Here is a 24,254-nt window from a genome sequence, read left to right as displayed (position 1 = left end):
AGAATACTGCAATAGTTCTGGACGGCTTCAAAAAGCCCCTCTCCCAATTAGCGGAAGAGGGCTTTTTGCCCCCTTAGAATTTTAATGTACACTTCCCTTCCCTTTCGTTTTTTTCACTTCCTTGCATGAAAATCCGTATAATTCACCAAGTTTCATTAACACTAATGATGTAAGTTATTTTCATTGACTTTTTTCCTTTTCTTGTATAGTATCACAGAGTATCAATCCCTATCAGATTACTAGGAGGTTTACCCAAATGAAAAAAATGGTTGCACTTTTATCGCTATTGTTAGCCTTCACGGTCGTACTAACCGCTTGTGGTACCAATACCAAAAATGAGGCAAACGATACCGGCAATAGATCTTCATCACAAGAAAGTCTTTATGATAAAGTCAAAAAAGATGGCGTATTAACTGTTGGAACTGAAGGTACATATCCTCCTTTCACATTCCACGATGATTCAGATAAACTAACGGGGTTTGATGTTGAAATTGCTAAAGAAGTGGCAAAACGCCTTGGAGTGAAAGCTGAATTCAAGGAAACACAATGGGACGGCATGTTTGCAGGCTTGGATGCTAAACGTTTTGATATGATCGCAAACCAAGTGGGCATCGATGAAGACCGTCAAAAGAAATATGATTTCTCTGACCCATATATTCAATCAGGAGCCGTATTGCTTGTACACAAAGATAATACGGATATTAAATCCTTCGATGATTTGAAAGGCAAGACCTCTGCACAATCTTTAACGAGTAATTACAATGATCTAGCCAAATCTCATGGTGCTGAAGTTACAGGCATTGAAGGATTTTCTCAATCCGTACAGCTTATTGGTTCTAAACGTGTAGATGCGACGATCAATGACAAATTATCGTACCTTGATTATAAAAAGCAACATCCGGATGCACCTATCAAAGTGGCTGATGAGGAAGAAACCGGAGTTGCAAGTGGTTTAATGTTCAGAAAAGACAGCGGCAAATTAGTGGAAGAAGTAAACAAAGCACTTAAAGCAATGAAAGACGACGGCACGTACGCGAAGATCTCGGATAAATGGTTTGGTGAAGATGTTTCTCCTAAGTAATATTTTCACCGACCCCGAGCGTATGAACCAGCTTGTTTCGATCGCTCAAACCTCCCTCTATCCGATGATAGAGGGAGCTATTCAATATACGATTCCACTAACATTAATCACATTCGTTCTCGGCCTTATTCTGGCTGTACTCACAGCATTGGCTAGATTATCTTCCATGAGAATTCTTCAAATAATTGCGCGTGTATATGTGTCAATCATCCGCGGGACACCATTACTTGTGCAATTATTTATCATTTTCTATGGACTTCCAAATTTAGGTGTAACCATCGATCCTTTCATTTCGGCAATTATAGGATTCTCTTTAAATGTAGGAGCATATGCTTCGGAAATTATACGAGCAGCCATTTTATCGATACCAAAAGGGCAATGGGAAGCAGGCTATTCAATCGGGATGACATATACCCAAGCTTTAAAGCGCATCATTTTGCCGCAAGCAGCACGGGTATCCATTCCCCCATTATCCAATACGTTCATTAGCCTTTTAAAAGATACATCGCTTGCATCACTCATTCTTGTAACGGAATTATTCCGTAAAGCCCAGGAAATCGCTGCAAAAAACTATGAATTTTTACTACTTTACATGGAAGCAGCTGCTTTATATTGGATTTTGTGTACGATTCTATCCTTCATTCAAGGAAGTCTAGAGGAGAGACTTAATCGTTATGTAGCAAAATAAGAACCGCAGTAGTTAAAGGAGATTTTAAAATGATCAACATTAAGAATCTTCATAAATCGTTTGGTGACCTTGAAGTATTAAAGGGCATCGATTTGGAAGTGGAGCAAGGCAAAGTCATTGTATTGATCGGTCCTTCCGGTTCAGGTAAAACAACCTTTCTTCGGTGTTTGAATCTCCTTGAGGTGCCCACGGACGGGACGATTGAAATCAATGAAACGGTAATGGACTTCAAAAAACCCGTTAGAAAAAATTCGATTACATCTTTTCGCAGTTTGACAGGGATGGTTTTCCAAAGCTATAACCTCTTCCCCCACAAAACAGCTTTGGAAAATGTAATGGAAGGCCCAATCATTGTAAAAAACATAGCCAAACATCAAGCGAAAGAAACGGCGGCTGCCCTGCTTACAAAGGTGGGCTTAGGGGAAAAAATCGATTTTTATCCGTTTCAATTGTCCGGCGGTCAGCAGCAACGGGTCGGAATTGCAAGGGCCCTGGCCATGGAGCCTAAGGTGATGCTATTCGATGAACCCACTTCCGCTTTGGATCCCGAACTAGTGGGAGACGTCCTGCAGGTCATGAAAGACCTGGCGAAAGATGAAGGCATGACAATGATCGTGGTAACCCATGAAATGCGTTTCGCCCGCGAAGTCGCCGATGAAGTCATTTTCATGGATGAAGGAAAAATAATGGAGCGGGGAACACCCGAGCAGATTTTCACAAACCCTAAAGAAGCGCGCACACGAAAATTCCTCAATATGATTCAATAAAAAAACGGTGCTATTCAAGCACCGCTCGCAAAACCCCCCATTTTTAGAAATGGGGGGTTTTGCCCATCATTATATCAATGAGATGCTTGGACCTGTTTAGTCTGTGTCCGTGCATGGTATAACTGAAAAAGAATCAAAGCAAAAACGGAAAGGATGGCACCCGATATAAATGGTAAATCAATCGAAATCGAAAATAACCAACCGCCAATCGGAGGACCGGCAATCCTGCCGAACGAGTCGAAGGAAGATAGCAATCCCGTGACACTGCCATGGCCCGACATGGAACTTTTGGTAAGCAGGGCCGAAATGGCAGGCCGGATGAACCCATTACCCACTCCGAAAATCGTCAGGAAGACCGCCGATGTCCAGAACCCGGAAGAAAACAGGATGAGAATGAAACCGACTGCCGAGACGATGATTCCCATTCGTATGACCGCGCCTTCCCCATATTTCTTTGTCATCCTGCCTACTAATCCACCTTGAACGATCGCACTCCCAAACCCCATGATCATAAAGATATAGCCTAATTGTACAAGACTTATATCAGCCTTTTTGGCTGCAAAATAGGCGAAAGTCGTTTCTAGTCCTGCCATTGAAAGGGTGACGATCATTTGCAAAAAGAACATGGTTTTAAGAGGCCCTTTAAAGGCTTTCCACATGGACTCTTTATTTTTTGACTGTTGGGCCCTCTTCTCTACTGTATGTGATTCCTTCAGTATTGCAATCACTAAGAATAAAGTAATCAAAGAGGATATTCCAGCAATGTAAAACGGCAAGTTCAAACTTGATTTGGAGAATACCCCGCCAATCGCCGGTCCAAAGATGAATCCAAGCCCTGTGGCGGCCCCGATGATTCCCATCCCTTTTCCCCGATCTTCCGGCGTCGTGATGTCAGCCACATAAGCCATTGCGGTTGGCATGTTTGCCGATGACAAAATCCCGCCAATGATTCTGGCTGCAAATAATACCCATAGGGAATCTGCCGAAGCCTGGATGAAAAACGAAAGGGCCAGTCCAGCAATCCCGATAATCATGACAGGCTTACGCCCTATCCGGTCAGATATACGTCCCCATATCGGGGCAAAAAATAATTGCATCAGTGAATAAACAGCCATTAAAAGGCCAAGCTCTGTAGGACTGCCACCAACCTTTTCAGCAAGGAACGGAATGACGGGAATGATGATCCCAAATCCGACCATGACTAAAAACATCACTAAAAAAAGTACGGGTAACACCTTTTTTGTTTCCATTATATATTTCTCCTTTTATTCTTCCACATTCACTACGTACATTGGAACGAATTCCAAAAATCCCATTACTTAGCATAATCTACCTGGCAATTCTTTAAACAGTTTATCATACAACCTTTACCAAATCAGTATGAAGCACGATCTTCTTTCGGAAACTCCCTTAAATAAATAAGAACCAGGCATAAATATCCTCAACTCTACAGTCATTTCTCCTGTAATGGCACTTCGTTATTTTCAATGTGTTTCGTGAAATCAATGGCATGAGTTCGTTAAAAATCTTTTCCTCCCCTTATTTTTTCTTAAGGGTTACTCTATACTGTAGGGTATGATTGATGTTTGGGAGGTAGAAGAATGTCTAATGATCAGTGGATTTTAATTATTGACGATGAAGAAGATTTGGCACGTCTCATGGAGACAGTTTTACATAAAGAAGGTATCCCCAATATTATTACGGCGGGGACGATTGCGGATGGGTGGGCAAAGTTTCAAAAGTTCGATCCATCACTAGTCTTGCTGGATATCATGCTGCCAGATGGTGAAGGCTATGACTTATGCAAGCAAATTCGTGAAGTGTCGAATGTGCCCATTTTATTTTTGTCGGCAAAGGATGAGGAAATTGATAAGCTTTTGGGGCTGGCGATTGGCGGGGATGATTATATTACCAAACCATTCAGTCCGAAAGAAGTTGCCTTTCGAGTAAAGGCGCAGCTAAGGCGGGCGGGCTATACAGAGGAAAAAACCTCACCGAAAAGATTGCAAATTGGTCCATTTGAGCTTAGTTCAAATGAAAATGAAGTGAAAAAGGATGGCAAAACCCTTGAGCTGACAGCTAAAGAAATCGGTCTGATGAGCTGTTTTATGCATCATCCGAATCAGATCTTGAGCAAGGAAACTTTATTTGAACATGTGTGGGGCGATGATTTCTTTGGCTCTGATAATACAGTGATGGTCCATATTCGCCGTTTACGCGAAAAAATCGAAGCAGATCCTTCAAAGCCAACTTTTTTAATAACCGTTAAAGGGCTTGGTTATAAATTACAGACCAAGGGTGAAACAAGATGAAGTGGAAATTGACACGGCGCTTTTTAGGATCCGTTGTGACAATTGTTGTAATCGTAGGAATCGTAAATACAATTTTACTTTTATGCTTACTCTTTGTTCATTTCGACACGGAAGAGGAATCTGCGGAAAACTTTAGCCGATCTTTTTCACAATATGTAGAACTAATAGATGACAAACCAATGGTAAATGAAGAAGGGCTGGAAAAACTGCGGAACACGAACGCCTGGATACAATTTTTGAATGATAAGGGTGAACAAGTAGCAGCCTATTACACACCTCAAAAATTGCAAACCGTATATTCTCCAGTTGAAATCGTCCAAATGTATAAGTATAAAGAAATTGATGCAGATACGACTGTTTTTGCCGGCGAAGCTCATGATTTCAGCTATTTTGTAGGGGTTAAAGATCGAGGAATAGGCCGCTATGTACTGTCCTATAATTATGTTCACATTTTAAAGTACTTCAACATCATACTTTTACTGTTTTTAACGGTGGATATCATTATTGCCCTAGTCATTGGACTATTATTTGGTAAAAGATTAACGACACCACTTAACACTTTAATAGAGGGAATTCAGCAGCTTCGTGAAAGACGTTTTAAAAAGATGAGTATACCAAAAGGCGTCTATGAAGATGTATTTCACAATATGAATGAACTATCGGTAAAGTTAGATCAGTATGAAAAAGAACGTGATCAACTCGACCTAATGCGTGAGGAATGGATTAGCAATGTTTCTCATGACATGAAGACACCACTTGCATCCATCCATGGTTATACAGAATTGATGAAAGACAATGCCACTGAATTAACACCACAAGAATTGTATGAGTTTACATCCATTATTAATAGACAGTCCGTATATATGAAAAATCTGTTGGATGATCTCAATTTAACGATGCGTTTACGCAACCAACGACTTCCCTTGCAATTTGAAGATGTTGATATCGTTGGGTTTATAAGAGAAATGACGATAGAGCTCTTAAATGATTCACAATTTGGTGATCGACAGGTCGAACTTGAGGCAAATGTGGATAAAGCAATGCATAAAGTCGATAAAAATTTACTGAAACGGGCAATTTTTAACTTTATCTACAATGCGCTCGTACATAATGATGAAAATGTCGTCGTGAAAATACAAATTGATGATATTCATCTACAATCAGAACATCATACCCAGATTACCATTGCCGATAATGGCCGCGGTATTCCCTCCAAAGATTTGGATCAGGTTTTTGAACGCTACTATCGAGGTACGAATACTGCCAGTAAACATGGGACCGGCTTAGGAATGGCCATTGCAAGGGACATTATCCTGGCTCATAAAGGTAAACTGGATTTGACTAGCATTGAAAATAAGGGAACAACCATCACGATACTTATATAATTTATTTTTCCTACAGAGAAAGGGCTGTCCATAACAGACAGCCCTTCTTTCCTATTTATTTTGGTTGTGCCTTTTTTGGAATATCTTCAAATTTCACTTCATCATATGACGAAACTTCATCACCATTTTTCACGTACATCTTTAAGTAAGCATCTTTTCGAAGATTTTTTTGTGCCGTGAATTCAAGCGGTATCGTTTCACCATCTGCATTTTTGGCGTCAAGTTTATAAGAATAGGAAGTCATCACTGTACCATCATCCAGTTTGGTTTCATGCTGCACCCCATCCTCTGTAATTTGCAAATAATAATTATCGGCATTCATGCGATTAAAGTCAATTTTAGTAAGCGCGAATACTCCTGCCGCTCCAAGTATGAACAATATGCCAACTGCCATAAAAAATTTCTTCATTTAGATTATCCTTCTGTTTTATTATTTTGTGTGATAATACGATTATAAGAAGCTACTGTTAAGATATAATACAGACCGTAAATAATCGTATAAGCGATCATCCAGATCAATACAGGTTTTTCCAGATTCATCATCAATAAGCCCGAGAAGGCTTTTAACGCAACCGCACTGTGCAATAGCCCGACTGCCAGCGGGACGAAAAAGATTACAAACACTTGGGATGCAATGGATTTCCGCATTTCTTTTGCGTTAACGCCCATTTTATGAAGCATATTGTATTGTGATTTATCTTCCTCAGCTTCCGTTAGAACTTTAAAGTAAATGATACTGCCTGTTGCCGCTAAAAAAACCAGACCAAGAAAACTGCCGATAAAGAGCAATGATCCTACACTTTCAATGCTTGCTTGAAAATCTTGAGGCGCACTGGAAAATAGAGCTTCTTCAGGTATTTGTTTTGATATTTTTTCAGATAAATCCACGGAGGCTTGATCAACACCGATAGCACGATAGTTCAGGGCTTCCCCTTCTTTTTGCAATGATTTAAATTGATCATTCGATACAACCACTGCAATGCCTGCTGTTTTGGCATTTAAAACCGTTTGTGTTTTAAAGCTTTGGAATGTTATCGCCGTGTTGTTTTCTGTCCTTATCGTCTTGTCCTTGTATTCAGGTGAGAATCTTTTGTCATATCCAATATCTAAAATGACTGCTTTGCCATGATTCACATGCAATGCTTCCTTACCTTGTACATCTGCCAATTTGTTATATGTTCTTTCATCGATTACCGTGTAAATCCTTTTATCCGAGTTATCGAATGCTGATTCCTCGCTAAGTTCCTTCGTATTAAATGTGATGGATAGCGCTTCGACATTTTCATCATACTTTGTATCTGGTAAAACGGCGGTGACTTGATGATCGCTTTTAGCATCCGTTTGCTGATACATGAAGGTATTCGGATCAACGGTCATAACTTGGTCATTCGCGTTGTAATAAAGACCATAAACCGCACCTCCAGCCGTTACCGTTGTAGCACTTAACACCGCAATTACGGTCAATGTCCTTGCATTCCCCCGAATGCGATAAAGCAATTGCGAGATCGTCATCAGATGCAGGCCTTTCCATAGCCATTTTTCATTTTTCTTGATCACGGCTAACACAAAGCCTGTCACGCTATGAAACAATAAAAATGTACCGGCAATAACAGTTGTCAAAATAATGAGTGCCGTCATCAAAAATCCAATCTTTTCCCACACTTTAGAAGTAAAAAGATCTTGCATCGCCAACCAATATCCGATGACAATCAGGAAAATTCCCAGAAAGGCTACAATCATAGATGGCTTCGGAGCCGCTTCCCCCTTTTTCGATGCATGGAAAAGATCAATTAGTTTAAATTGGTAAATTAAACGATAGCCCTGGAATGATGTCACCAAGAAAATAATAAGAAATACGATAGAGGTGTTCAAAGCTGCAGATCCTGAAAATGTAAAAGGTGCGATGACATCATAGCCCATTAAATAGATCAAGATCGTCATGAACCCTTTTGAACATAGAAATCCAAGAAAAATCCCTACAACTAATGAAACCAAGCCTAGCAATAGATTTTCAAAGAAGAGCATAAAGCCAATCTGGCGATTACGTACGCCAAGCAGTGCATATAATGCCACTTCTTTTTTACGTTTTTTCATGAAAAATGAATTGGAATAGGCAATAAAAATGGCAACGAAAAGAATCAGGATGACGGCCGCACCACTCATTAATGAACCTAATTTCTGTGATGAAGCCGTTTGTTCTGCAACTGCATCACTATACTTCAATGTTACAAATGTGAAGTAGATGATAATGCTAAATACCATGGATGCGATATATAAAAAATATTGGGAAAGGTTCCGGGCAATATTTTTTCTCGCCAGACTAAATAACGTCATCTACCTCACCTCCAATTGTTGCAAGGACATCCATGATTTCTTGGAAGAAAGCTTTACGTGATTGGCCACGACGATAAATTTCTGTTGAAAGTGTACCATCCTTGATGAAAATGATCCGCCGGCAGAAGCTTGCGGCATATGCATCATGTGTCACCATCATGATGGTGGAATTATTATTTTCATTTAGTTCACTTAAGCTTTCCAGCAGACCTGTTGCAGATTTTGAATCAAGTGCACCTGTTGGCTCATCTGCCAGGATCAATGCCGGCTCTGTCACAAGCGCTCTGGCTGCAGCTGTTCTTTGCTTTTGCCCACCGGAGATTTGGTATGGATATTTAGCTAATAAATCTTCAATCCCAAATACTTTAGCAATACGATTCACCAATGCAGTAATTTCTTTCGCTGGAATTTTCGCAATCGCCAGTGGCAATAATATATTTTCCTTCACAGTCAATGAGTCTAGCAAATTGTAGTCTTGGAAGATGAAACCCAGATTTTCACGTCTGAAATCCGTTAAGTCCGCCCCTTTCATATCGTGAATGCTCGTATCATTCATATAAATTTTCCCCTCAGTCGGCGAGTCGATAGTTGCCAACATATTGAGCAAAGTCGATTTCCCCGCTCCAGAAGGTCCCATGATTCCTACAAACTCCCCTGCATGAATGTCAAAAGATATATTTTCCAACGCCGTATAGGCAGCGCTTGATTTACCATATGTTTTTTTTATATTTTCCACTTTTAATAATGGTTCCATTTGTTTCACCTCTTCAGTATTGTTGATACATTTATCTTACATGCTCATTCTTACAGCATCTTTGTGCCAACCTTACAGCAAGCTTAAATCCATCAAAAAAACGCCTTCCACTTATGGAAGACGTTAAAGTAAAAGTATTTAACTTTGCTTCAGAAGCCTGCGGTCGATAACAAAATTACCAAATGGAATGAATGAAACGATGAAAATCATCGCCATTTTTAAAAAGGACCATTTTGATATGATGCTCACATAAAGTAATAAAAGCCCAAACACGACAAACAGGAAACCATGGATGCTGCCTAAAATGAGTGTTGCTTCCCCAATATCCAATATGTACTTAATGGGCATACCAATGGCAAGCAATAGAATATATGAGATTCCCTCAATTATTGTAATAAACCGAAACCATCCAATAGCTGTCGAAAACATTCACTCATCCCCTTATTGTCCAAGTATGGCATACAAATTCAACTTCCTGTCCCAATCCAAAGCCCGTTACTCTATCATATAATATTACGGTGACACCCACTAATAAATAGTACCAGGTTTTCCTAAAAGTAGAACAACAAAAGAAGCCCAATCAAAGGATTGGGCCTGTCAATAACGTATGGTTGTAATTTACTTAAAGACGCTAAATGCGAAACCAATTCGCTCCCTCATCCATGTGCACGAAGGGAATATCCGTATCAATTACACCTTTGATTCGTTCTAAATCAACATCTTCCCCTTCGAGCCATTTCGCAAAATCTATGGAAGTGGGCTCTTGGTTCCCTCCCAAGGCAATCCAAGCTTTCATCTCTTTAGGTAAATAAGCGGATGTATGAATCGTTCCCGCCCAGCTGCTATATAAATCCGAGAAGACACCTTGATTGGTATCATTAAACAACCGATAAGCATCGTAGGCTGAAGAAAGTTTCCCTTCATGATCTTGGATGATCTCCAATCGGCGTTTCGAATCGATAAGATGGTTACGGTTTTCATTTTTCATGATTTCAAAGTGATTGGTACAGGCATTTGACGTGCGCACCTCTACATTTCTTGGGGAGGTCTCCACAATATAGGTACTTCGGCTTTTATCATAGACGACGTAAGTGAAAGAATGACGATGCGGGATTTCCTTCAGCATCGCCACCGCTTCCTGAACGTCCGCACAAGATTCAACAATCAGTCTGCCAATCATGCAGCAGATGAAACCATCACCAGGGTTCTTGCGATTCATGAAGTTATAGCCTATCACCAACCCTTTTTCGTTCATTCCATCCATCCGGCCAGTCCCTCGCTGACTAGGGCCGATGCTTGAATAACCTTGATCGGTTGGCTGGAATAAGACATAGCGTCCTTCATAAGTCTTCGGGTGGTAATCATAATTGCGAATGAGATAATCATTGCCTGTCATGATTGAACAGCCCGACCGGACATAATCCAATCGGTATCCACCGAACTCTTGCAGCACGCGGTCCATTGGCCATTTCAATGCTTCTTGCAATCCGAGTAATTCTTCCCAAACTCCAGGGGCGAATTGTGTAATGGCTCTCTTGACCTCTTCTTCTTCAACCGTAAACCTCGGCTGCCTGATCTTCCATTGATCTTCACGGTTCCTTACCGTTAGTGAATCTTTTAATTCCTCCCCTTGCATGTATCCAAACTCATAATGTGTACCCCGAAATTGTATGACATCACTATATATTTGCTTCACGGCTTATCCCTCATTTACAGTAGTAGCTATTCAAATTAAGGATACTTGAACTATTGTTGAAAATAAAGAAGATAAGCCTTTAAAATTTATGAAACAACTCACCACCCCGTACCTCCTTCATAATCTGTAACTAGGCAAATTTATGAGGGGGACGGATCATGGAGATGGAATTAACGGCACTCCATTGGATTTATGTTGTTTTTATTGCATTGATAATCGGGTTTATGGTAAAACGTCGTGATACTACCCTCATCTGCATAATTGGCATTTTCCTTTTGGCCTTAGTGGCTACAGGCAGTTTAGCCTCTTCCATAAGCGGGATTTTCAACAGCTTCATTTTCGCAATCACGGAATTAATGTCCACGATATTAATCATTTCCATCATCGTTGCCATGAGTACGGTTTTGACGAAGTCGGGCATTAATGATGTCATGATTGCACCATTTGCGAAATTCATTAAGAACCCTACACTCGCCTTTTGGGTAATTGGAATCGTCATGATGGTGATATCCTGGTTTTTCTGGCCATCACCTGCCGTTGCCTTACTTGGTGCAGTCCTGCTCCCAGTTGCCTTACGGGCTGGTTTACCTGCACTCGGCGTGGCGATGGCGATGAACCTTTTTGGTCATGGAATCGCATTATCAGGAGATTTCATCATTCAGGCTGCCCCTAAACTTACGGGTGATGCGGCTTCGATACCAGTCGGTGATGTCATCGCTGCGAGCATACCCCTTGTCATTACGATGGGGGTTGTCACCACCCTCTCCGCCTTTATCCTTTTAAAGCGGGATATGAAGCTTGGAAGAATCAAGGCGGATAATGTGGGATTTGTCCAAGATCAAACAATGAGTGAAAATCTGCTTACACTGGGACAAAAGAAATTTTTTGCCGTCTTCATTCCGATCGCCTTTCTGTTGGATGTTGTGGCATTGTCGATTTTGAAGTTGCAAGGCGGAGATGCCACCGCGTTGGTTGGCGGTACAGCCGTTTTCATTTTGCTGATTTTATCCCTTGTCGCACATAAGCAGCAAGGGCTTGAAAAATCAACGGCCTATTTGATCCAGGGTTTTCAATTTGGCTTCAAAGTATTCGGACCGGTCATTCCGATCGCCGCATTCTTCTATTTAGGTGATTCTGGATTCAATCAGATCATCGGTGACTACTTACCGAAAACATCCCTCGGCATCGTCAATGACCTCGGTGCCGCATTGGCGGCCTCCGTTCCTTTAACGAAAGAAATAGCCGCTGTCACATTAACCGGCATCGGTGCCATCACCGGCTTGGATGGATCGGGCTTCTCAGGCATTTCTCTAGCGGGTTCTGTCGCTAAACTCTTTGGCACGGCAATCGGAGGAGGAACCGCCACCTTGACTGCACTCGGGCAAATAACCGCGATTTGGGTTGGCGGAGGTACCCTCATTCCATGGGCACTGATTCCGGCAGCTGCCATATGTAATGTCAGTCCCTTTGAACTTGCCCGCCGGAATCTGCTTCCGGTAACCATTGGTTTAGCAGTGACTACAATAGTAGCAATGTTTCTCATTTAATCGAATTGCGCCGATTTGTGTGGACTCCTAAAAGGAGGTTCGATTGTTTTTTGATGGACCCATCATTGATCGAAGAAATTAGCGACATTCCTGCCGAATAACTGGCTAGCCGGGACCCCACAGGCGCTTCCGTCGAGGAGGCTTAGCAGACAGTCGGCCGTGGGAGCGGATTTCTGAAAGCAACTGGAGCTTTATAAATTTGTCTACAGTAAAAAGGACTGAAATAAATCAGTCCTTTTTTAGATGAAGAATGGGTTTCATTGGTATCCGAACGGATGCTTACATTAGAGTCAGTCCGCTCTCTTAAATCAAAACTTCACAACGACTTTTTAGTACATACTCTTGAATGATTTTTAAAACGATATCCTGGTTTTGCTTTATATAGAAATGATCACCCTTTAATATATGCAATCCTTCAATATGTTCAATGTATTCATTCCAGCTTTCGATACTTTCCTTCGTCACGGTATCATTCGATCCCAATAGCAAAACGGCTTTGTTTCCCACCTTTTTCTCGCGCTTTTTTTCATGGTGGTAGTTGGCTAATACATTCATGTCGGACTGGATTATCGGAAGGAATATATTCATGAAATCTTCCATTTCCAGGAGTTCCTTGTTTGTTCCCCCGATTTTTTCAAGCGATTGTTTTAAATGTTTTGTATTAGAGCAATCGATTTGATCTACTTTATATTCTGGGGATGACTTACTTGAAATGAATAAATGTTCAACTTTATTATCATCTCTCTCTTCTAATTTTGCCGCAATTTCATAGGCTACGATCGCACCCATGCTATGTCCAAACAAAGAGATGTTTTCCAGTGAATTCATTTGATGTTTCTTTTCCATTTCCTTCAATAATATATCCGTCAAATCCGTCATATGTTCACATAATGGTTCACTATATTTACTGCCATGTCCAGGGTATTCCAGCGGGACTACCTCTATCACGTCATCCTCAAATTTCCATCCTCTATAAAAAGATGCACTTCCCCCAGCATAAGGGAAACAAAAAAGTGTTTTCTTCAGTCCTTCCACCCCCCTTCTCTTACGATCCATTATTTCAACATGTACTTCATAAAGCTTTCAACATACCTTGAATCGATTTCCGGCATTTTCATTGATAGTAGTTCCATTTCCTTCTTCGTTTTTGATTGCAGGATTTCCGACTCTTTTAATTTTGTTGATTCATCTATTAACTGGGACAAAGCACTTAATGAATGAATCTCGTTAGATTGTGTCTTTTCTTTTAAAGATTGTAACCATTCTTCCAAATCCATATTGGAGTAAGGTATTTCATTTTTTTCGAAGAAGGAGGTCACGAATTCACTTGAAACTCTCTGATCATTGAACATATGATAGATCCCGAGCTTCTGATTCTCTTTCAATCTTGATATTTTGTAAATAAACTCACTTACAAAATCGACTGGCATCAATTCGAAATGAATTTCCTCTTTAAATGGCAATATCCTTTGTTCAATAAATGATTCAAAAACCTTGTACAACATATCCTTCTCGTTCCAAACCCCATTTGAATTAGATGAAATCCTGCCTAATCGGAAAATATCGATTGTCAGTCCAAGTTCCCTTGCTTGAAGAAGCAATTTCTCGGCAACCCATTTGGACTGGCTGTATCCGATCATTAAATCGGGGGAATAAACCAATTCGTCTTCCTCGTCCCATTTCCTTTCTCCGGTCAAGACAGAAAGCGTTGATGCATAATAAATGTTTTTACGATTGCATGATGAAGCAAACTTAATGACTTCCACTACACCATCCACATTCGATATTTTTGATTTGCTATACGGCTCGAAGAAATTCGTTTCAGCACCGACATGATACACGTGAGAGACATCATTGCTTAATTTCTCATATGTCACATCATCCAGACCGAAATGATGTTTACTAAGATCCCCTTCAATTACAACGATTCTACTTACGAATTCATCCTGCCAAAGACCATATTTCATTAAAGTATCTTTCAATCTATTTCTTGATGGAAATCTAACCAAACAATAGATTTTGACATCTTCCAATTCCAGTAATAATTTGTTTAATAGGTGTGCTCCCAAAAAACCTGTTCCACCTGTAATCATCATATTTTTTTCAATTTGAACGGGTTTAGCGGATATTTCCCTTATTTTCTCCATCAATTCTCGATCGAGCACGGAATCCTTCTCCATCACTGCTTCCATGCTGCAAGAATAGTCGACTTCAAGTGCCTCAACAAATTTATTCACTGTATTATTTTCCAATAAGATTTGTAAAGTGGCTTCAGGAAGTACAGTTTCCTTCATTACATAGACCAGTTTGGTAGCTAAAATGGAATGGCCTCCATGTTCAAAAAAGTTGTCGTCCAATCCTAGACTTTGATTTCCTAATACATTTCTCCAAATCTCCAATACTTCTTTTTTCTTTCCAGTTTCTTGATTGGCTAAGGAAGTTTTATTTTGCACGATCTCCATTTCCAATAATTTCTCTTTATCGACTTTACCGTTGGCATTAAGCGGGAAATCATCCACCCTGACAAAAAAATGGGGAATCATATATTTCGGCAATTCATTGTTCAGATAATCTTTAATATCCTTTTCAGCGTTTTCCGCTTTTTCACCTTCATGTTTGTAATAAGCGATCACATAATTTTCATCATTGATGTTTTTAACAGCAACGACTGAACTTTCAATCTTCATGTATTTATCAAGCTTGTCTTGAATTTCATTCAGTTCAATTCTAAAACCGCGAATTTTCACTTGACTGTCTTTCCGACCTTTATACAGGATCTCACCATTTTGTAACCGGATGCCATGATCACCTGTTTTATACCACTTCGTCTGATTCAAATCATCCTTGATCAACGCTTGCTCCGTTAATTGCGTCTGATTTAAATAGCCTCTCATGACCCCTTGACCGCCAATGTAGATTTCGCCTATTTCCCCATCTGCTACCTCGACTAGTCCTTCAGATAGAATCTTGATTTCTACATTGCTCAATGGTTTTCCAATGGGAATAACATCTGCATCTTTGTCTTCGACCTCATGACAAATGGCAAAAGTGGTGCATTCAGTTGGTCCATACCCATTAATCAAGGAGAAGTGACCGATTGTTTGCTTCAATCTCCTCACATGGGAAACCGAGATCTTATCTCCGCCAACCACAATTTTCTTTAATCCTTCAAAAATCATAGGATCCTCATCTACCATTGCATTGAAAAGACCTGTCGTAAAAAAGGCTACATCCACCTTTCCAATCGATATCGCTTCTTTCCAATCATCAAAAGAAGTGAACTCATTCGGCATCAGGAATAAAGTCGCTCCATTCAATAAGGCTCCCCATATCTCAAAGGTTGCGGCGTCAAAGCATGGGTTGGAAAATTGGGCCACTCTATTATTTTCGTTAATTTCTAGTATTTCAGAGTTCAATACTAAATTGACTACACTTTTATGCTCAATCATTACACCTTTTGGCTTTCCAGTCGTACCTGATGTATAGATAACATATGCGAGACCATTCTCCGAGGAACGGTTAACGGGGATATGGCAGTCCCTGCTTAGTACATTCATCTCAAATGGAATTGGTTCAATATTCAATTCCCGGAGCTTCCCTTCTTGACCATTAAACGATAAGAAGAACTTCATATCCGTATCTGCAAGCATATATTCCAATCTTTTTAATGGGTAATTTTCGTCGATTGGAACATAGCAACAGCCTGACTTTATTATGGCAAGCATCCCTATGATCAGTTCCATGGACCTTTTGCTTGGAATACCGATCATTGTTTCTTCTTGAATCCCCAGATCTATGATCCTTTTCGCAAGCTTATCTGAAAGCATGTCTAGTTCTTTATAAGTAATTTGACGTTCATTTTCGCAAAGTGCCGCTTTTGATTGATTATCTTCCGCGATTTTTTTAAAAGCTTCAGTTATTGATATCAATTTATTCGTCGTCATCGATTTACTTATCATCGGGCCCCAACTTTCAAGTGATTTATTAATTTTCCAATAGGTGGCAGTGTTTCATTTTCTGTTAGTTTTAAGAATATTTCCTGCATGGAATCCATAAAACGTAAAATTTCATATTCGGTGAATTTACTGTCTTTATAAATGATTTTATAATGCAGCTTGGATTGCATTACAGCCGCAGAGAACGTAAGATCAAAATTGGTCGATTCACTTCCGACTGAATTTTCAATCATGATTCGCGAATCCTCTGCCGATTCTGTGCTCGGATAATTTTCGAATACAAATATATGTTGGAACAATTCCTTATCCCATGGAATTTCAGCGTATCGCTTTATATCCGTAAGTGAACTGAACTCATACTCTCTCATTTGTAATTGCTTGTTTTGAATCGCAGTAAGATAGGATTGCAAATCATCTTCCCAATCGATTTTCAACGAGAATGGCAGAGTATTAATCAATAAGCCTACAGCTTTTTCAATATGCGGAATGCTGAGGTTCCTTCCTGAGCTTGTCACCCCATAGCATACTGAGTCGCTCTCACTTAGGCACGATAGAACGATGCTCCAAACTCCTTGAACAACGGTATTGATCGTCTTTCTATGCCGCTTGGATAATTCTATTAATCTATCGGTAAGCTCTTCAGGCAGGCTATATTCAATAACTTTATCCGCTGTAAAAGCTTCCTTATCCGTTTTCTTACCTATTAGTGCTTTTACTTGTTCAAAATCCCTTAATTCTTCATTCCAAAAAGCTGCTTCATCCTGTTTATTCATATTCCTGACATGATTCATGACTTGCTTATAGGCAATCTTATGTTCATCACTGTCTTTTACCATATTGGATGGGTTTCGATAATTATCCAAAAAATGATTAATGACGATTTGCAGGCTCCAGCCATCCATTAAAGCATGATGATGTGTCCATATGAATTTATAGCGATGATCCGATAGCTGGATTAAGGTGATGTTCATGAGCGGACCATTCTCTAAATCCATTTGTCTGTTTTTGCTATGCTCTAAAAGATTTTCTATCTTGGATGCCGATTCGTCCTCACTAAACATCGTTAGATCCACATGATTAAACACATAATAAATGTCATTAAGGATGATTTGGTAACGGTCCCCCAATTGATTGCGCCTGAAAACGGATCTAAGAACGTCGTATTTTCTACAGGTTTCATTCCATGCTTCTTCCAATTTGTCCAAGTCCAGATCACCTATTAAATCAATGGATAGCTGTGAAATATATTCAGGACTTTGAGTTACTTCACTATGGAATAACATCCCTTCTTGAAGTGATGTCACTGGGTAAATCTCTTCAATGTTATTAAACTTATTAATGAAATGGGTAATCGTACTTCCATCGACTATCTTCTCAGCTTGAAAGTCCGTTTCGACAATGGAGTCATTCAAATCTGCGCTTCCACTTAAAATATTGTTTAAGTGTACTTCAACTTCTTTACATATCATTTGGTAGTTTTCATTGCTGCTATCGCCAATAATATTCAGCATGAGCCTATTGTTTACGATGCTGGCGACAAAATTGAGCTTATATGGAAATGTATAGTTCAAATCGATATTGCTGCTATTGGTTTGTTCCATATCACCAGTGTTATTAAATTGACCTAGATAGTTGTAACTCACAAGGCTGTCTGGATAGTTATGATTCCGAGTGGAAATATACTTTAGGATTCCAAAGTCAAACCCTTTGTTTGGCACACTTCTTAATCTGTTTTTTGTATTTCTCAAGGTTGAGCCCAAAGACGGCATTCCTTTAATCCTTACTGGATAAATGGAGGTGAACCACCCTACTGTGCTTGATAGATCAATATCATCTTCAATATCCTCTCTGCCATGACCTTCTAAATCAAGCCAAAATTCATCAATTCCCATTATATTGGAAATCGAATGGGCAATAACGGATAATAAAACCTCATCAATTGTCGTTTTATGTTTTCTTAAAGTGTTTTTAATGAGGTTTTGTGTTTGGTCCTCATCCACTTGTATTTTGTACATGTTTTCAAAATCACATGTTTCACCTAAGCTATGCGCCAGCGGAGAAACTGGAATATTCATTTCCTTTTCCCAATATTGAACGGCATCTTCCGGTAGGCCAGTGTTCTGATACTCGTTCAGTTTCTCGGACCATTGTTTATAAGAAGTCGTTTTTAAAGGCAGTGATGGTTCTTGTCCATTCTTTATCTGTTGATAGCATCTTTCGAAATGATCAAGAAGTATCCTCCACGAAACACCATCAACCACAAGGTGATGAATCACCCAAAAAATCCTTACCTCCTTTTGATCCCTGAATAGAAGGAACTTCATCATGGGGCCGTTGTGTATGTTTAAACTTTGTTGGGCGTTTTCTTCCAGCTCCTTAATTACTTTCAGACTATTTTCATCTGTAAAACTGGAAACATGATACTCATGAAAACCGCATGCCTTATCAGCATTTGATATATTGCCAATATAAGAATCACCATGTTTTTCAAATAATGTCCTTAATATGTCGTGCTGATCAATTAATTTCATGATGATTTGTTTATATTGTTCGGTCGCCAATGCATGATCCTTCATCAAAACGACTGACTGATTCCAATGATGGATATTGTCATGATTTTCATTAAAAAACCAAGATTGAATAGGCGTCAACGGAACATAACCTGATATTTTTTCTTGGACCACTTGTTTTTGTTCCAGCTCATTTACAATATTCCCTAGCTCACGGACCGTTTGGTATTCAAATAAATCTTTAGGCGTTATAAATAGATCTTTTTCTTTTGCAGCCGAGCATATTTGAATGCTGATGATTGAATCACCGCCACATTCAAAGAAGTTATCTTCCGGTCCTATAGCGGGATCGTTTAATACATCTCTCCATATTGTCAGAAGCTCTGTTTCAGTTTTGGACAGCTCTTGCACATCCGGCACTTTTTTCTTCCTCTCATCCAACTGTTCCTTCCATTTCGGCAGGGATTTCCGATCAACTTTCCCATTCGGCGTCAAAGGGAATTTATCCAGTTGCATAAAATGAGCAGGAATCATGAAAGCAGGCAGTGTTTCATTCAGTCTTCTTCTGATTGAATCCACCGAAGCCTCATCATTCACCGTATAATAAGCAATTAGCCTTTTATTCTCAAATCCATCTTCCATTGCCGTTACATAACTATCTTTGATTTCTGCTAGTTTTCGTAATGAAACATTAACCTCCGATAGTTCAACACGGTATCCTCTTATTTTCACTTGGTCGTCCGCTCTGCCTATATAAACTAATTCCCCAGCTTTGTTATGCTTAACTAAATCCCCGGTTCTGTATACTTTTTCAGCAGGGTTGAATGGATTGGATATGAATCTTTCATTTGTCAGGCTCTCATTATTCAGATATCCCCTCGCTAATCCAATTCCTCCGACATAAAGTTCACCAACCGCTCCTACCGGCACTAGTTTCCGGTTTTCATCCAACACAAGTGCAACTGTGTTAGTCAGTGGCTTCCCAATTGAAACAACGAATTCATCTGTTGCATCCTCATTCGGGGGAAACATTTTAAAACTTGTACACACCGAATATTCAGTAGGCCCGTAGCCATTGAAAAACGATATATGCTTAAACTTCGAAACGAGCTCGACTGGACATTCAGAACCTGCAGATCCCAACACTTTAATCGTGCTCAATTCATTGATTGGCAGTTCCTTCAACACAGCAGGCGGTAAAATGATATGAGAAATTCCTTCACGCTTAATTTGTTCAACAAGTTTATTCATGTCAAATTGATTTTCTTTATCTACGCTTATATGCAGCTCCGCACCGAACAATAGTGTGCTGAAAATCTCTATGACGGATGAATCAAAATTAAACGTAGCGAATTGCAGCACTTTAGCTGATGTATCTAAACACATCATTTTATTTTGGTTATGAACCAAGTTAATGATTCCTCTATGTTCCAACATGACTCCTTTTGGCCTGCCTGTCGTTCCAGAGGTATAAATGACATATGCTAAGTCCCGCTGATCTGCAATGTGAAGATTCTCTGTCATTAACAAATCCGATTCATTTTCAATATTTTCAAAATATATTATTTTGGATGGATCAATCAAACCACTCTTTCCGAGTTCTTTGTGACTCAAGCAATAGGAAATGGACGAATCTTCAACCATGTAGCTTAATCGTTCATTAGGATAATGAGGATCCAATGGAACATACGCAGCACCTGCTTTAATTACTGCCAACATCCCCGTCACCATATCAATTGATCGATTCACATAAATTCCGACTCTTTCTTCTTTAGAAATCCCTTTGCTTAGTAAATAGTGTGAAAGCCGATTGCTCTTATCATTCAATTCGCGATATGTAATGGTTTTGGAACCATCAACAATGGCTACCTTATCAGGAAATCGCTCAACAATTTTATGGAAGGCTTGTGGGATTGTGTCATTGATCCCCTCAAAGCGAATGGTTTCTCCCTGCCATTCTTCCAATAATACTTTCTCCTGCTTCTTACTCACGACGGATACCTTGTCAATGGATTGTTCAGGCTGATAAGTAATATTCCTGATCCACTCCAGGAAATTTTCAGCTAATGATTGAATGGTTTGTTCATTGAAGATCCCTGAATTATACTCAAAGGCGAATAATAGCTTATCTTCATATTCTTCTGCAGCTAAACTCAAATCGAATTTTGCTGCCTTTGATTTTATTACTTCAGGCGTTATCTTTATGTATTCACTTTCCAATGCAGCTTTGGCATTATTTTGTAAAATGAAGACGGTTTGAAATAAAGAAGTGCTTGCTAAATTTCTTTCAGGGTTAATGACTTCAACGATCTTCTCCAATGTCATTTGCTGATGATCATAGATGTCGATGATATGGCCTGTATTTCTTTGAAGTATCTCTTCAAATGTTTCCTCATGTCCCAGCTTTAATCTAAAGGGCAGTGTATTGACAAAATAACCTATCGATTTTTCTGTCCCTTCAATCATTCTATTCGCCAAAGGACTACCAACGATGATATCGTTTTGACCTGTATATTTTGCTAGGAAAGACTGGTACATCGTTAGCAGTGTCATGAATAATGTCGAGTTTTTTTCCAGGGACATCCGCTTTAACCCCTGGAGCTCTTCCCTCGTTAGTTCCACTATAAAACTATTGCCATCGTTGCGATTTTCTTTTGTACGAACCGTATCTAAAGGAAGCTCCAATTTAGGTAATTCCCCAGATAAGTTTGTTTCCCAAAATTGCGATTCTTCTTTCATGTTATTTTCCAGCCAGTTTTTCTGCTCTAATGCAAAATCCTTATATTGTTTAAAGTCATTTCCAAGGATAAGTTCCTTTTCATTCACTTCACTGTCATAAAACGATAACCATTCATCTAAAAATATACTCACTGACCATCCGTCAAAAACGAAATGGTGGAGATTCACAAATAAAACAAAATCCTTTTCACTCAATTTAACAAGTTTCACTGTCAGGAGAGGACCTTTTTCAATTTCAAAGGTTTCCGATTGGACATCGTCTTCAATTTGTAGTATACGAGTCTTTTGCAGTTCGGGCTTTAACGCAGAGAGATCGATTTCATCTATTTTTATGTACAAATCTTCCCTGATTTCCTGATAGCCTTTACCGGCTTTTTCACGGACGGTGGTCCTCAAAATCTCATGTCTAGTAACGACATGATTTAAGGCTTTTTCCAGCATTGAAGTATCCACTCTTCCAGTAATTTTATATTTCTGAGGGATATTATAATTGGCTGTCTTACCGTTGAGTTTTTCGTTGAACCATAAAGCCTCTTGGTTACTGGATAAAACATGATTTTCTTGTTGCGCTTCTATGTGCTCTTTGTCATGATCTGAAATTTCATTAATGATGAAGTCTGTCAACGAATCGATTGTTGAATTTTGAAAAATATTTTTCAAAGTTAGAATTTGATTGTATTCTTTGTTTAATTTGGTCAATAACTTCATGGCTAAAATCGAGTGTCCGCCCATTTCAAAAAAATCGGCATCTTTATCGATTTGACTTGTTGATAAGACTTCCAAAAATGTCTTTTCCACGAAAGAAGAAACGACCTGCGTTCCATTTCTTGGAGGTGTACTCATTTCCGGAAAGATCTTATGATTTAGCATTTTCAATGTAGGATTTTCAAACAAATCAGCTAATTTCATATTCGCATCAAGTCTTTTATTTATTTTAGACACCATTTTCATGGCTGTTATCGAATGCCCGCCCAATTGAAAGAAATCAGAATCACCATTAATATCGCTGTTCAAGAAAAACTCTTGCCAAATTTCTTTAAGTCCTTGATTAACGGATGTGGATGTGATCGAATGGGCATCCGTTGCTTGATCGTCTTTACCCACATTATTTTTTAGTTTTGAAAAGTCAATATCCACATATATTTCATCAATTTGCTGAGCTTCAGTAATTTGATGGGCAATCTGCATGAAGGCTGATTGGATATCATATACTAGTGAACGCTGTAAGAAGCAGGTATTAAAGTACAATTTGCATGTAATCGTTTCTTTATTATCCTGGGCTTGTATCGATAACGGGAAGCTATGTGACTCTTTTCCGCCTTCGACCTCCCAGTTAATGCTAAAGCCTTCATCTTTCGCTTCCGGATAATTTTCATAAACAAATAAGGTTTCGAAAATCGGATCTTCCTTCTTTAATTTCGTATGCCGTTTGATATCAACTAAAGAAATTTGAGAGTAATCCAGCATATTGTTCAATGTTTCCTGGAATCGTTTCAGTAAATCGGTAACGCTGTCTGTATCGTTTATTTCAGCTATCATAGGAATCGTATTAATGAGCATCCCAACGATTTCTTCCGATTTGAATAAGTTGTTCGACCTGCCAGAGCTGACGATTCCAAAGACGATTCGATTTTGATTGGACATTTCCTTTAGGACAATTGACCAAATTAACTGCAGTAATACATTAAGCGTTACATGGTTTTTAGCGGCAAATTCTCTTAAAAGCTTACTTTGTGTTTTATCCAGCTCCCAGAAGAGATCATTGTCCTGGTGGTTTTCCTTCACATGTTTCAAGACGGGAAATGTGATCGTCGGCTGCTCAATATCCTTTGCAAGCTCTTTCCAAAAACGATTTATATCTTCCGCATCTGTTTTATTCATATACCGGATAAAATCTCCATATTGCTTTGGCTTTTCAATAAGTCCTTTGGAGTCTTTTCCTACAATTCGGCTGTAAATAACAAAGAGTTCATCGATGACTATGCTGGTACTCCAGCCATCCAAAATTATATGGTGATGAGTCCAAATCAAGATAAACTGATTTTCTTCAATTTTCACTAATTGGAGTTTCATCAAATTGGAGTTATTAACATCCATCTCCTGGGATTCGGAAGTCACTCTTTTAATTTCCATTAATTGTTCATGTTCACTCAACTCTGTCATATCGATCATTTCTGGTTGATAATCCATTGTATTGAAGACAACCTGAACATTATTTTCAATATTTTTAGAGATGACCTTCATTCTTAATGCTTCATGTCGTTCTACAACCTGACTCCACGCCTCGAACAATGCATCTACTTCAAGAGCGCCCGTTATCCTGATTCGCATTTGAGAAATGTAAAGGTTCTCTGTTGAATTGTTCATTTCCAGTTCATAAAGGATTCCTTCTTGAAGCGGAGTTAATGAGTAGATATTCTGAATAGATTTCTCCAATTTTGCGCCTCCCGATTCCATTATCTTCGTGTCATCCATACCCGCTGAC

The 24,254-nt window shown here is 39.3% G+C and carries 15 protein-coding genes; 6 read left to right on the top strand and 9 right to left on the bottom strand.

Annotated elements, in window-relative coordinates:
- Window positions 1–256 precede the first annotated feature (256 nt).
- Genes OTG27_RS13410 through OTG27_RS13400 form a run of 3 tightly spaced genes read left to right on the top strand, consistent with a single transcriptional unit; the run spans window position 257 to window position 2,536 of the window.
- Window positions 257–1,081 (top strand): amino acid ABC transporter substrate-binding protein, encoded by an 825-nt coding sequence (locus OTG27_RS13410; RefSeq protein WP_268937193.1) that lies wholly within the window; start codon window positions 257–259, stop codon window positions 1,079–1,081.
- On the top strand, window positions 1,065–1,769 hold the full coding sequence (locus OTG27_RS13405) for an amino acid ABC transporter permease (RefSeq protein ID WP_191929834.1): 705 nt from the start codon (window positions 1,065–1,067) through the stop codon (window positions 1,767–1,769). The genes OTG27_RS13410 and OTG27_RS13405 overlap by 17 nt, the downstream gene beginning before the upstream one ends.
- Window positions 1,770–1,798: 29 nt before the next feature.
- Window positions 1,799–2,536, top strand: coding sequence for an amino acid ABC transporter ATP-binding protein (locus OTG27_RS13400; RefSeq protein WP_063577365.1), 738 nt, complete (start codon window positions 1,799–1,801; stop codon window positions 2,534–2,536).
- A 74-nt stretch (window positions 2,537–2,610) separates the two neighbouring features.
- On the opposite strand, the gene OTG27_RS13395 is transcribed toward OTG27_RS13400, so the two are convergent.
- Window positions 2,611–3,786 (bottom strand): MFS transporter, encoded by a 1,176-nt coding sequence (locus tag OTG27_RS13395; protein WP_268937192.1) that lies wholly within the window; start codon window positions 3,784–3,786, stop codon window positions 2,611–2,613.
- 351 nt (window positions 3,787–4,137) lie between these two features.
- On the opposite strand from OTG27_RS13395, the gene OTG27_RS13390 reads away from it, so the two are divergent.
- Window positions 4,138–4,848, top strand: a complete 711-nt coding sequence (locus tag OTG27_RS13390; RefSeq protein ID WP_268937191.1) for a response regulator transcription factor — start codon at window positions 4,138–4,140, stop codon at window positions 4,846–4,848.
- Complete coding sequence (locus tag OTG27_RS13385) at window positions 4,845–6,233, top strand: sensor histidine kinase (protein WP_268937190.1); 1,389 nt, start codon at window positions 4,845–4,847, stop codon at window positions 6,231–6,233. Before OTG27_RS13390 ends, OTG27_RS13385 begins: the two co-directional genes overlap by 4 nt.
- A 55-nt stretch (window positions 6,234–6,288) precedes the next feature.
- Here OTG27_RS13385 and OTG27_RS13380 read toward each other — a convergent pair whose 3' ends face one another.
- The 5 genes from OTG27_RS13380 to OTG27_RS13360 form a co-directional block, all read right to left on the bottom strand.
- Complete coding sequence (locus tag OTG27_RS13380; RefSeq protein WP_268937189.1) at window positions 6,289–6,642, bottom strand: YxeA family protein; 354 nt, start codon at window positions 6,640–6,642, stop codon at window positions 6,289–6,291.
- Between the two features lie 5 nt (window positions 6,643–6,647).
- Complete coding sequence (locus OTG27_RS13375) at window positions 6,648–8,567, bottom strand: ABC transporter permease (RefSeq protein ID WP_268937188.1); 1,920 nt, start codon at window positions 8,565–8,567, stop codon at window positions 6,648–6,650.
- A complete protein-coding gene (locus OTG27_RS13370; RefSeq protein ID WP_191929783.1) occupies window positions 8,554–9,321 on the bottom strand; it encodes an ABC transporter ATP-binding protein in 768 nt (255 codons plus the stop codon). The genes OTG27_RS13375 and OTG27_RS13370 overlap by 14 nt, the downstream gene beginning before the upstream one ends.
- 138 nt (window positions 9,322–9,459) lie before the next feature.
- Window positions 9,460–9,750 (bottom strand): DUF3817 domain-containing protein, encoded by a 291-nt coding sequence (locus OTG27_RS13365; RefSeq protein ID WP_063577372.1) that lies wholly within the window; start codon window positions 9,748–9,750, stop codon window positions 9,460–9,462.
- 202 nt (window positions 9,751–9,952) lie between these two features.
- A complete protein-coding gene (locus tag OTG27_RS13360) occupies window positions 9,953–11,017 on the bottom strand; it encodes a C45 family autoproteolytic acyltransferase/hydrolase (protein ID WP_268937187.1) in 1,065 nt (354 codons plus the stop codon).
- A 158-nt stretch (window positions 11,018–11,175) separates the two neighbouring features.
- Between OTG27_RS13360 and OTG27_RS13355 the strand changes: the two genes are divergently transcribed.
- Window positions 11,176–12,564: a hypothetical protein gene (locus tag OTG27_RS13355; protein WP_268937186.1), complete on the top strand. Its 1,389-nt coding sequence runs from the start codon at window positions 11,176–11,178 to the stop codon at window positions 12,562–12,564.
- Between the two features lie 303 nt (window positions 12,565–12,867).
- Here OTG27_RS13355 and OTG27_RS13350 read toward each other — a convergent pair whose 3' ends face one another.
- From OTG27_RS13350 to OTG27_RS13340, 3 genes are read right to left on the bottom strand one after another with little or no spacing between them, the layout of a single operon-like run.
- The gene (locus tag OTG27_RS13350; protein WP_268937185.1) at window positions 12,868–13,620 is read right to left on the bottom strand and encodes a thioesterase II family protein; all 753 of its coding nucleotides are present in this window, start codon (window positions 13,618–13,620) and stop codon (window positions 12,868–12,870) included.
- Window positions 13,620–16,523 carry a non-ribosomal peptide synthetase gene (locus OTG27_RS13345; RefSeq protein ID WP_268937184.1) on the bottom strand — a complete coding sequence of 968 codons (2,904 nt, stop codon included), beginning with the start codon at window positions 16,521–16,523 and terminating at the stop codon, window positions 13,620–13,622. Before OTG27_RS13345 ends, OTG27_RS13350 begins: the two co-directional genes overlap by 1 nt.
- Complete coding sequence (locus OTG27_RS13340; RefSeq protein WP_268937183.1) at window positions 16,520–24,205, bottom strand: non-ribosomal peptide synthetase; 7,686 nt, start codon at window positions 24,203–24,205, stop codon at window positions 16,520–16,522. Before OTG27_RS13340 ends, OTG27_RS13345 begins: the two co-directional genes overlap by 4 nt.
- Window positions 24,206–24,254 lie beyond the last annotated feature (49 nt).

The sequence above is a fragment of the Peribacillus sp. AS_2 genome, assembly GCF_026891895.1.
Classification (GTDB): domain Bacteria; phylum Bacillota; class Bacilli; order Bacillales; family DSM-1321; genus Peribacillus; species Peribacillus frigoritolerans.
Note: the sequence above shows the minus strand (reverse complement) of the source record. Positions and strands in the feature narration are given on the sequence as shown.

Bases quoted from the DNA above. Each gene is read 5' to 3' on its own strand.
- OTG27_RS13365 (WP_063577372.1), bottom strand. From the start codon at position 9,750: ATGTTTTCGACAGCTATTGGATGGTTTCGGTTTATTACAATAATTGAG.
- OTG27_RS13345 (WP_268937184.1), bottom strand. From the start codon at position 16,523: ATGATAAGTAAATCGATGACGACGAATAAATTGATATCAATAACTGAA.
- OTG27_RS13410 (WP_268937193.1), top strand. From the start codon at position 257: ATGAAAAAAATGGTTGCACTTTTATCGCTATTGTTAGCCTTCACGGTC.
- OTG27_RS13370 (WP_191929783.1), bottom strand. From the start codon at position 9,321: ATGGAACCATTATTAAAAGTGGAAAATATAAAAAAAACATATGGTAAA.
- OTG27_RS13350 (WP_268937185.1), bottom strand. From the start codon at position 13,620: ATGGATCGTAAGAGAAGGGGGGTGGAAGGACTGAAGAAAACACTTTTT.
- OTG27_RS13385 (WP_268937190.1), top strand. From the start codon at position 4,845: ATGAAGTGGAAATTGACACGGCGCTTTTTAGGATCCGTTGTGACAATT.
- OTG27_RS13405 (WP_191929834.1), top strand. From the start codon at position 1,065: ATGTTTCTCCTAAGTAATATTTTCACCGACCCCGAGCGTATGAACCAG.
- OTG27_RS13400 (WP_063577365.1), top strand. From the start codon at position 1,799: ATGATCAACATTAAGAATCTTCATAAATCGTTTGGTGACCTTGAAGTA.
- OTG27_RS13390 (WP_268937191.1), top strand. From the start codon at position 4,138: ATGTCTAATGATCAGTGGATTTTAATTATTGACGATGAAGAAGATTTG.
- OTG27_RS13395 (WP_268937192.1), bottom strand. From the start codon at position 3,786: ATGGAAACAAAAAAGGTGTTACCCGTACTTTTTTTAGTGATGTTTTTA.
- OTG27_RS13375 (WP_268937188.1), bottom strand. From the start codon at position 8,567: ATGACGTTATTTAGTCTGGCGAGAAAAAATATTGCCCGGAACCTTTCC.
- OTG27_RS13380 (WP_268937189.1), bottom strand. From the start codon at position 6,642: ATGAAGAAATTTTTTATGGCAGTTGGCATATTGTTCATACTTGGAGCG.
- OTG27_RS13355 (WP_268937186.1), top strand. From the start codon at position 11,176: ATGGAGATGGAATTAACGGCACTCCATTGGATTTATGTTGTTTTTATT.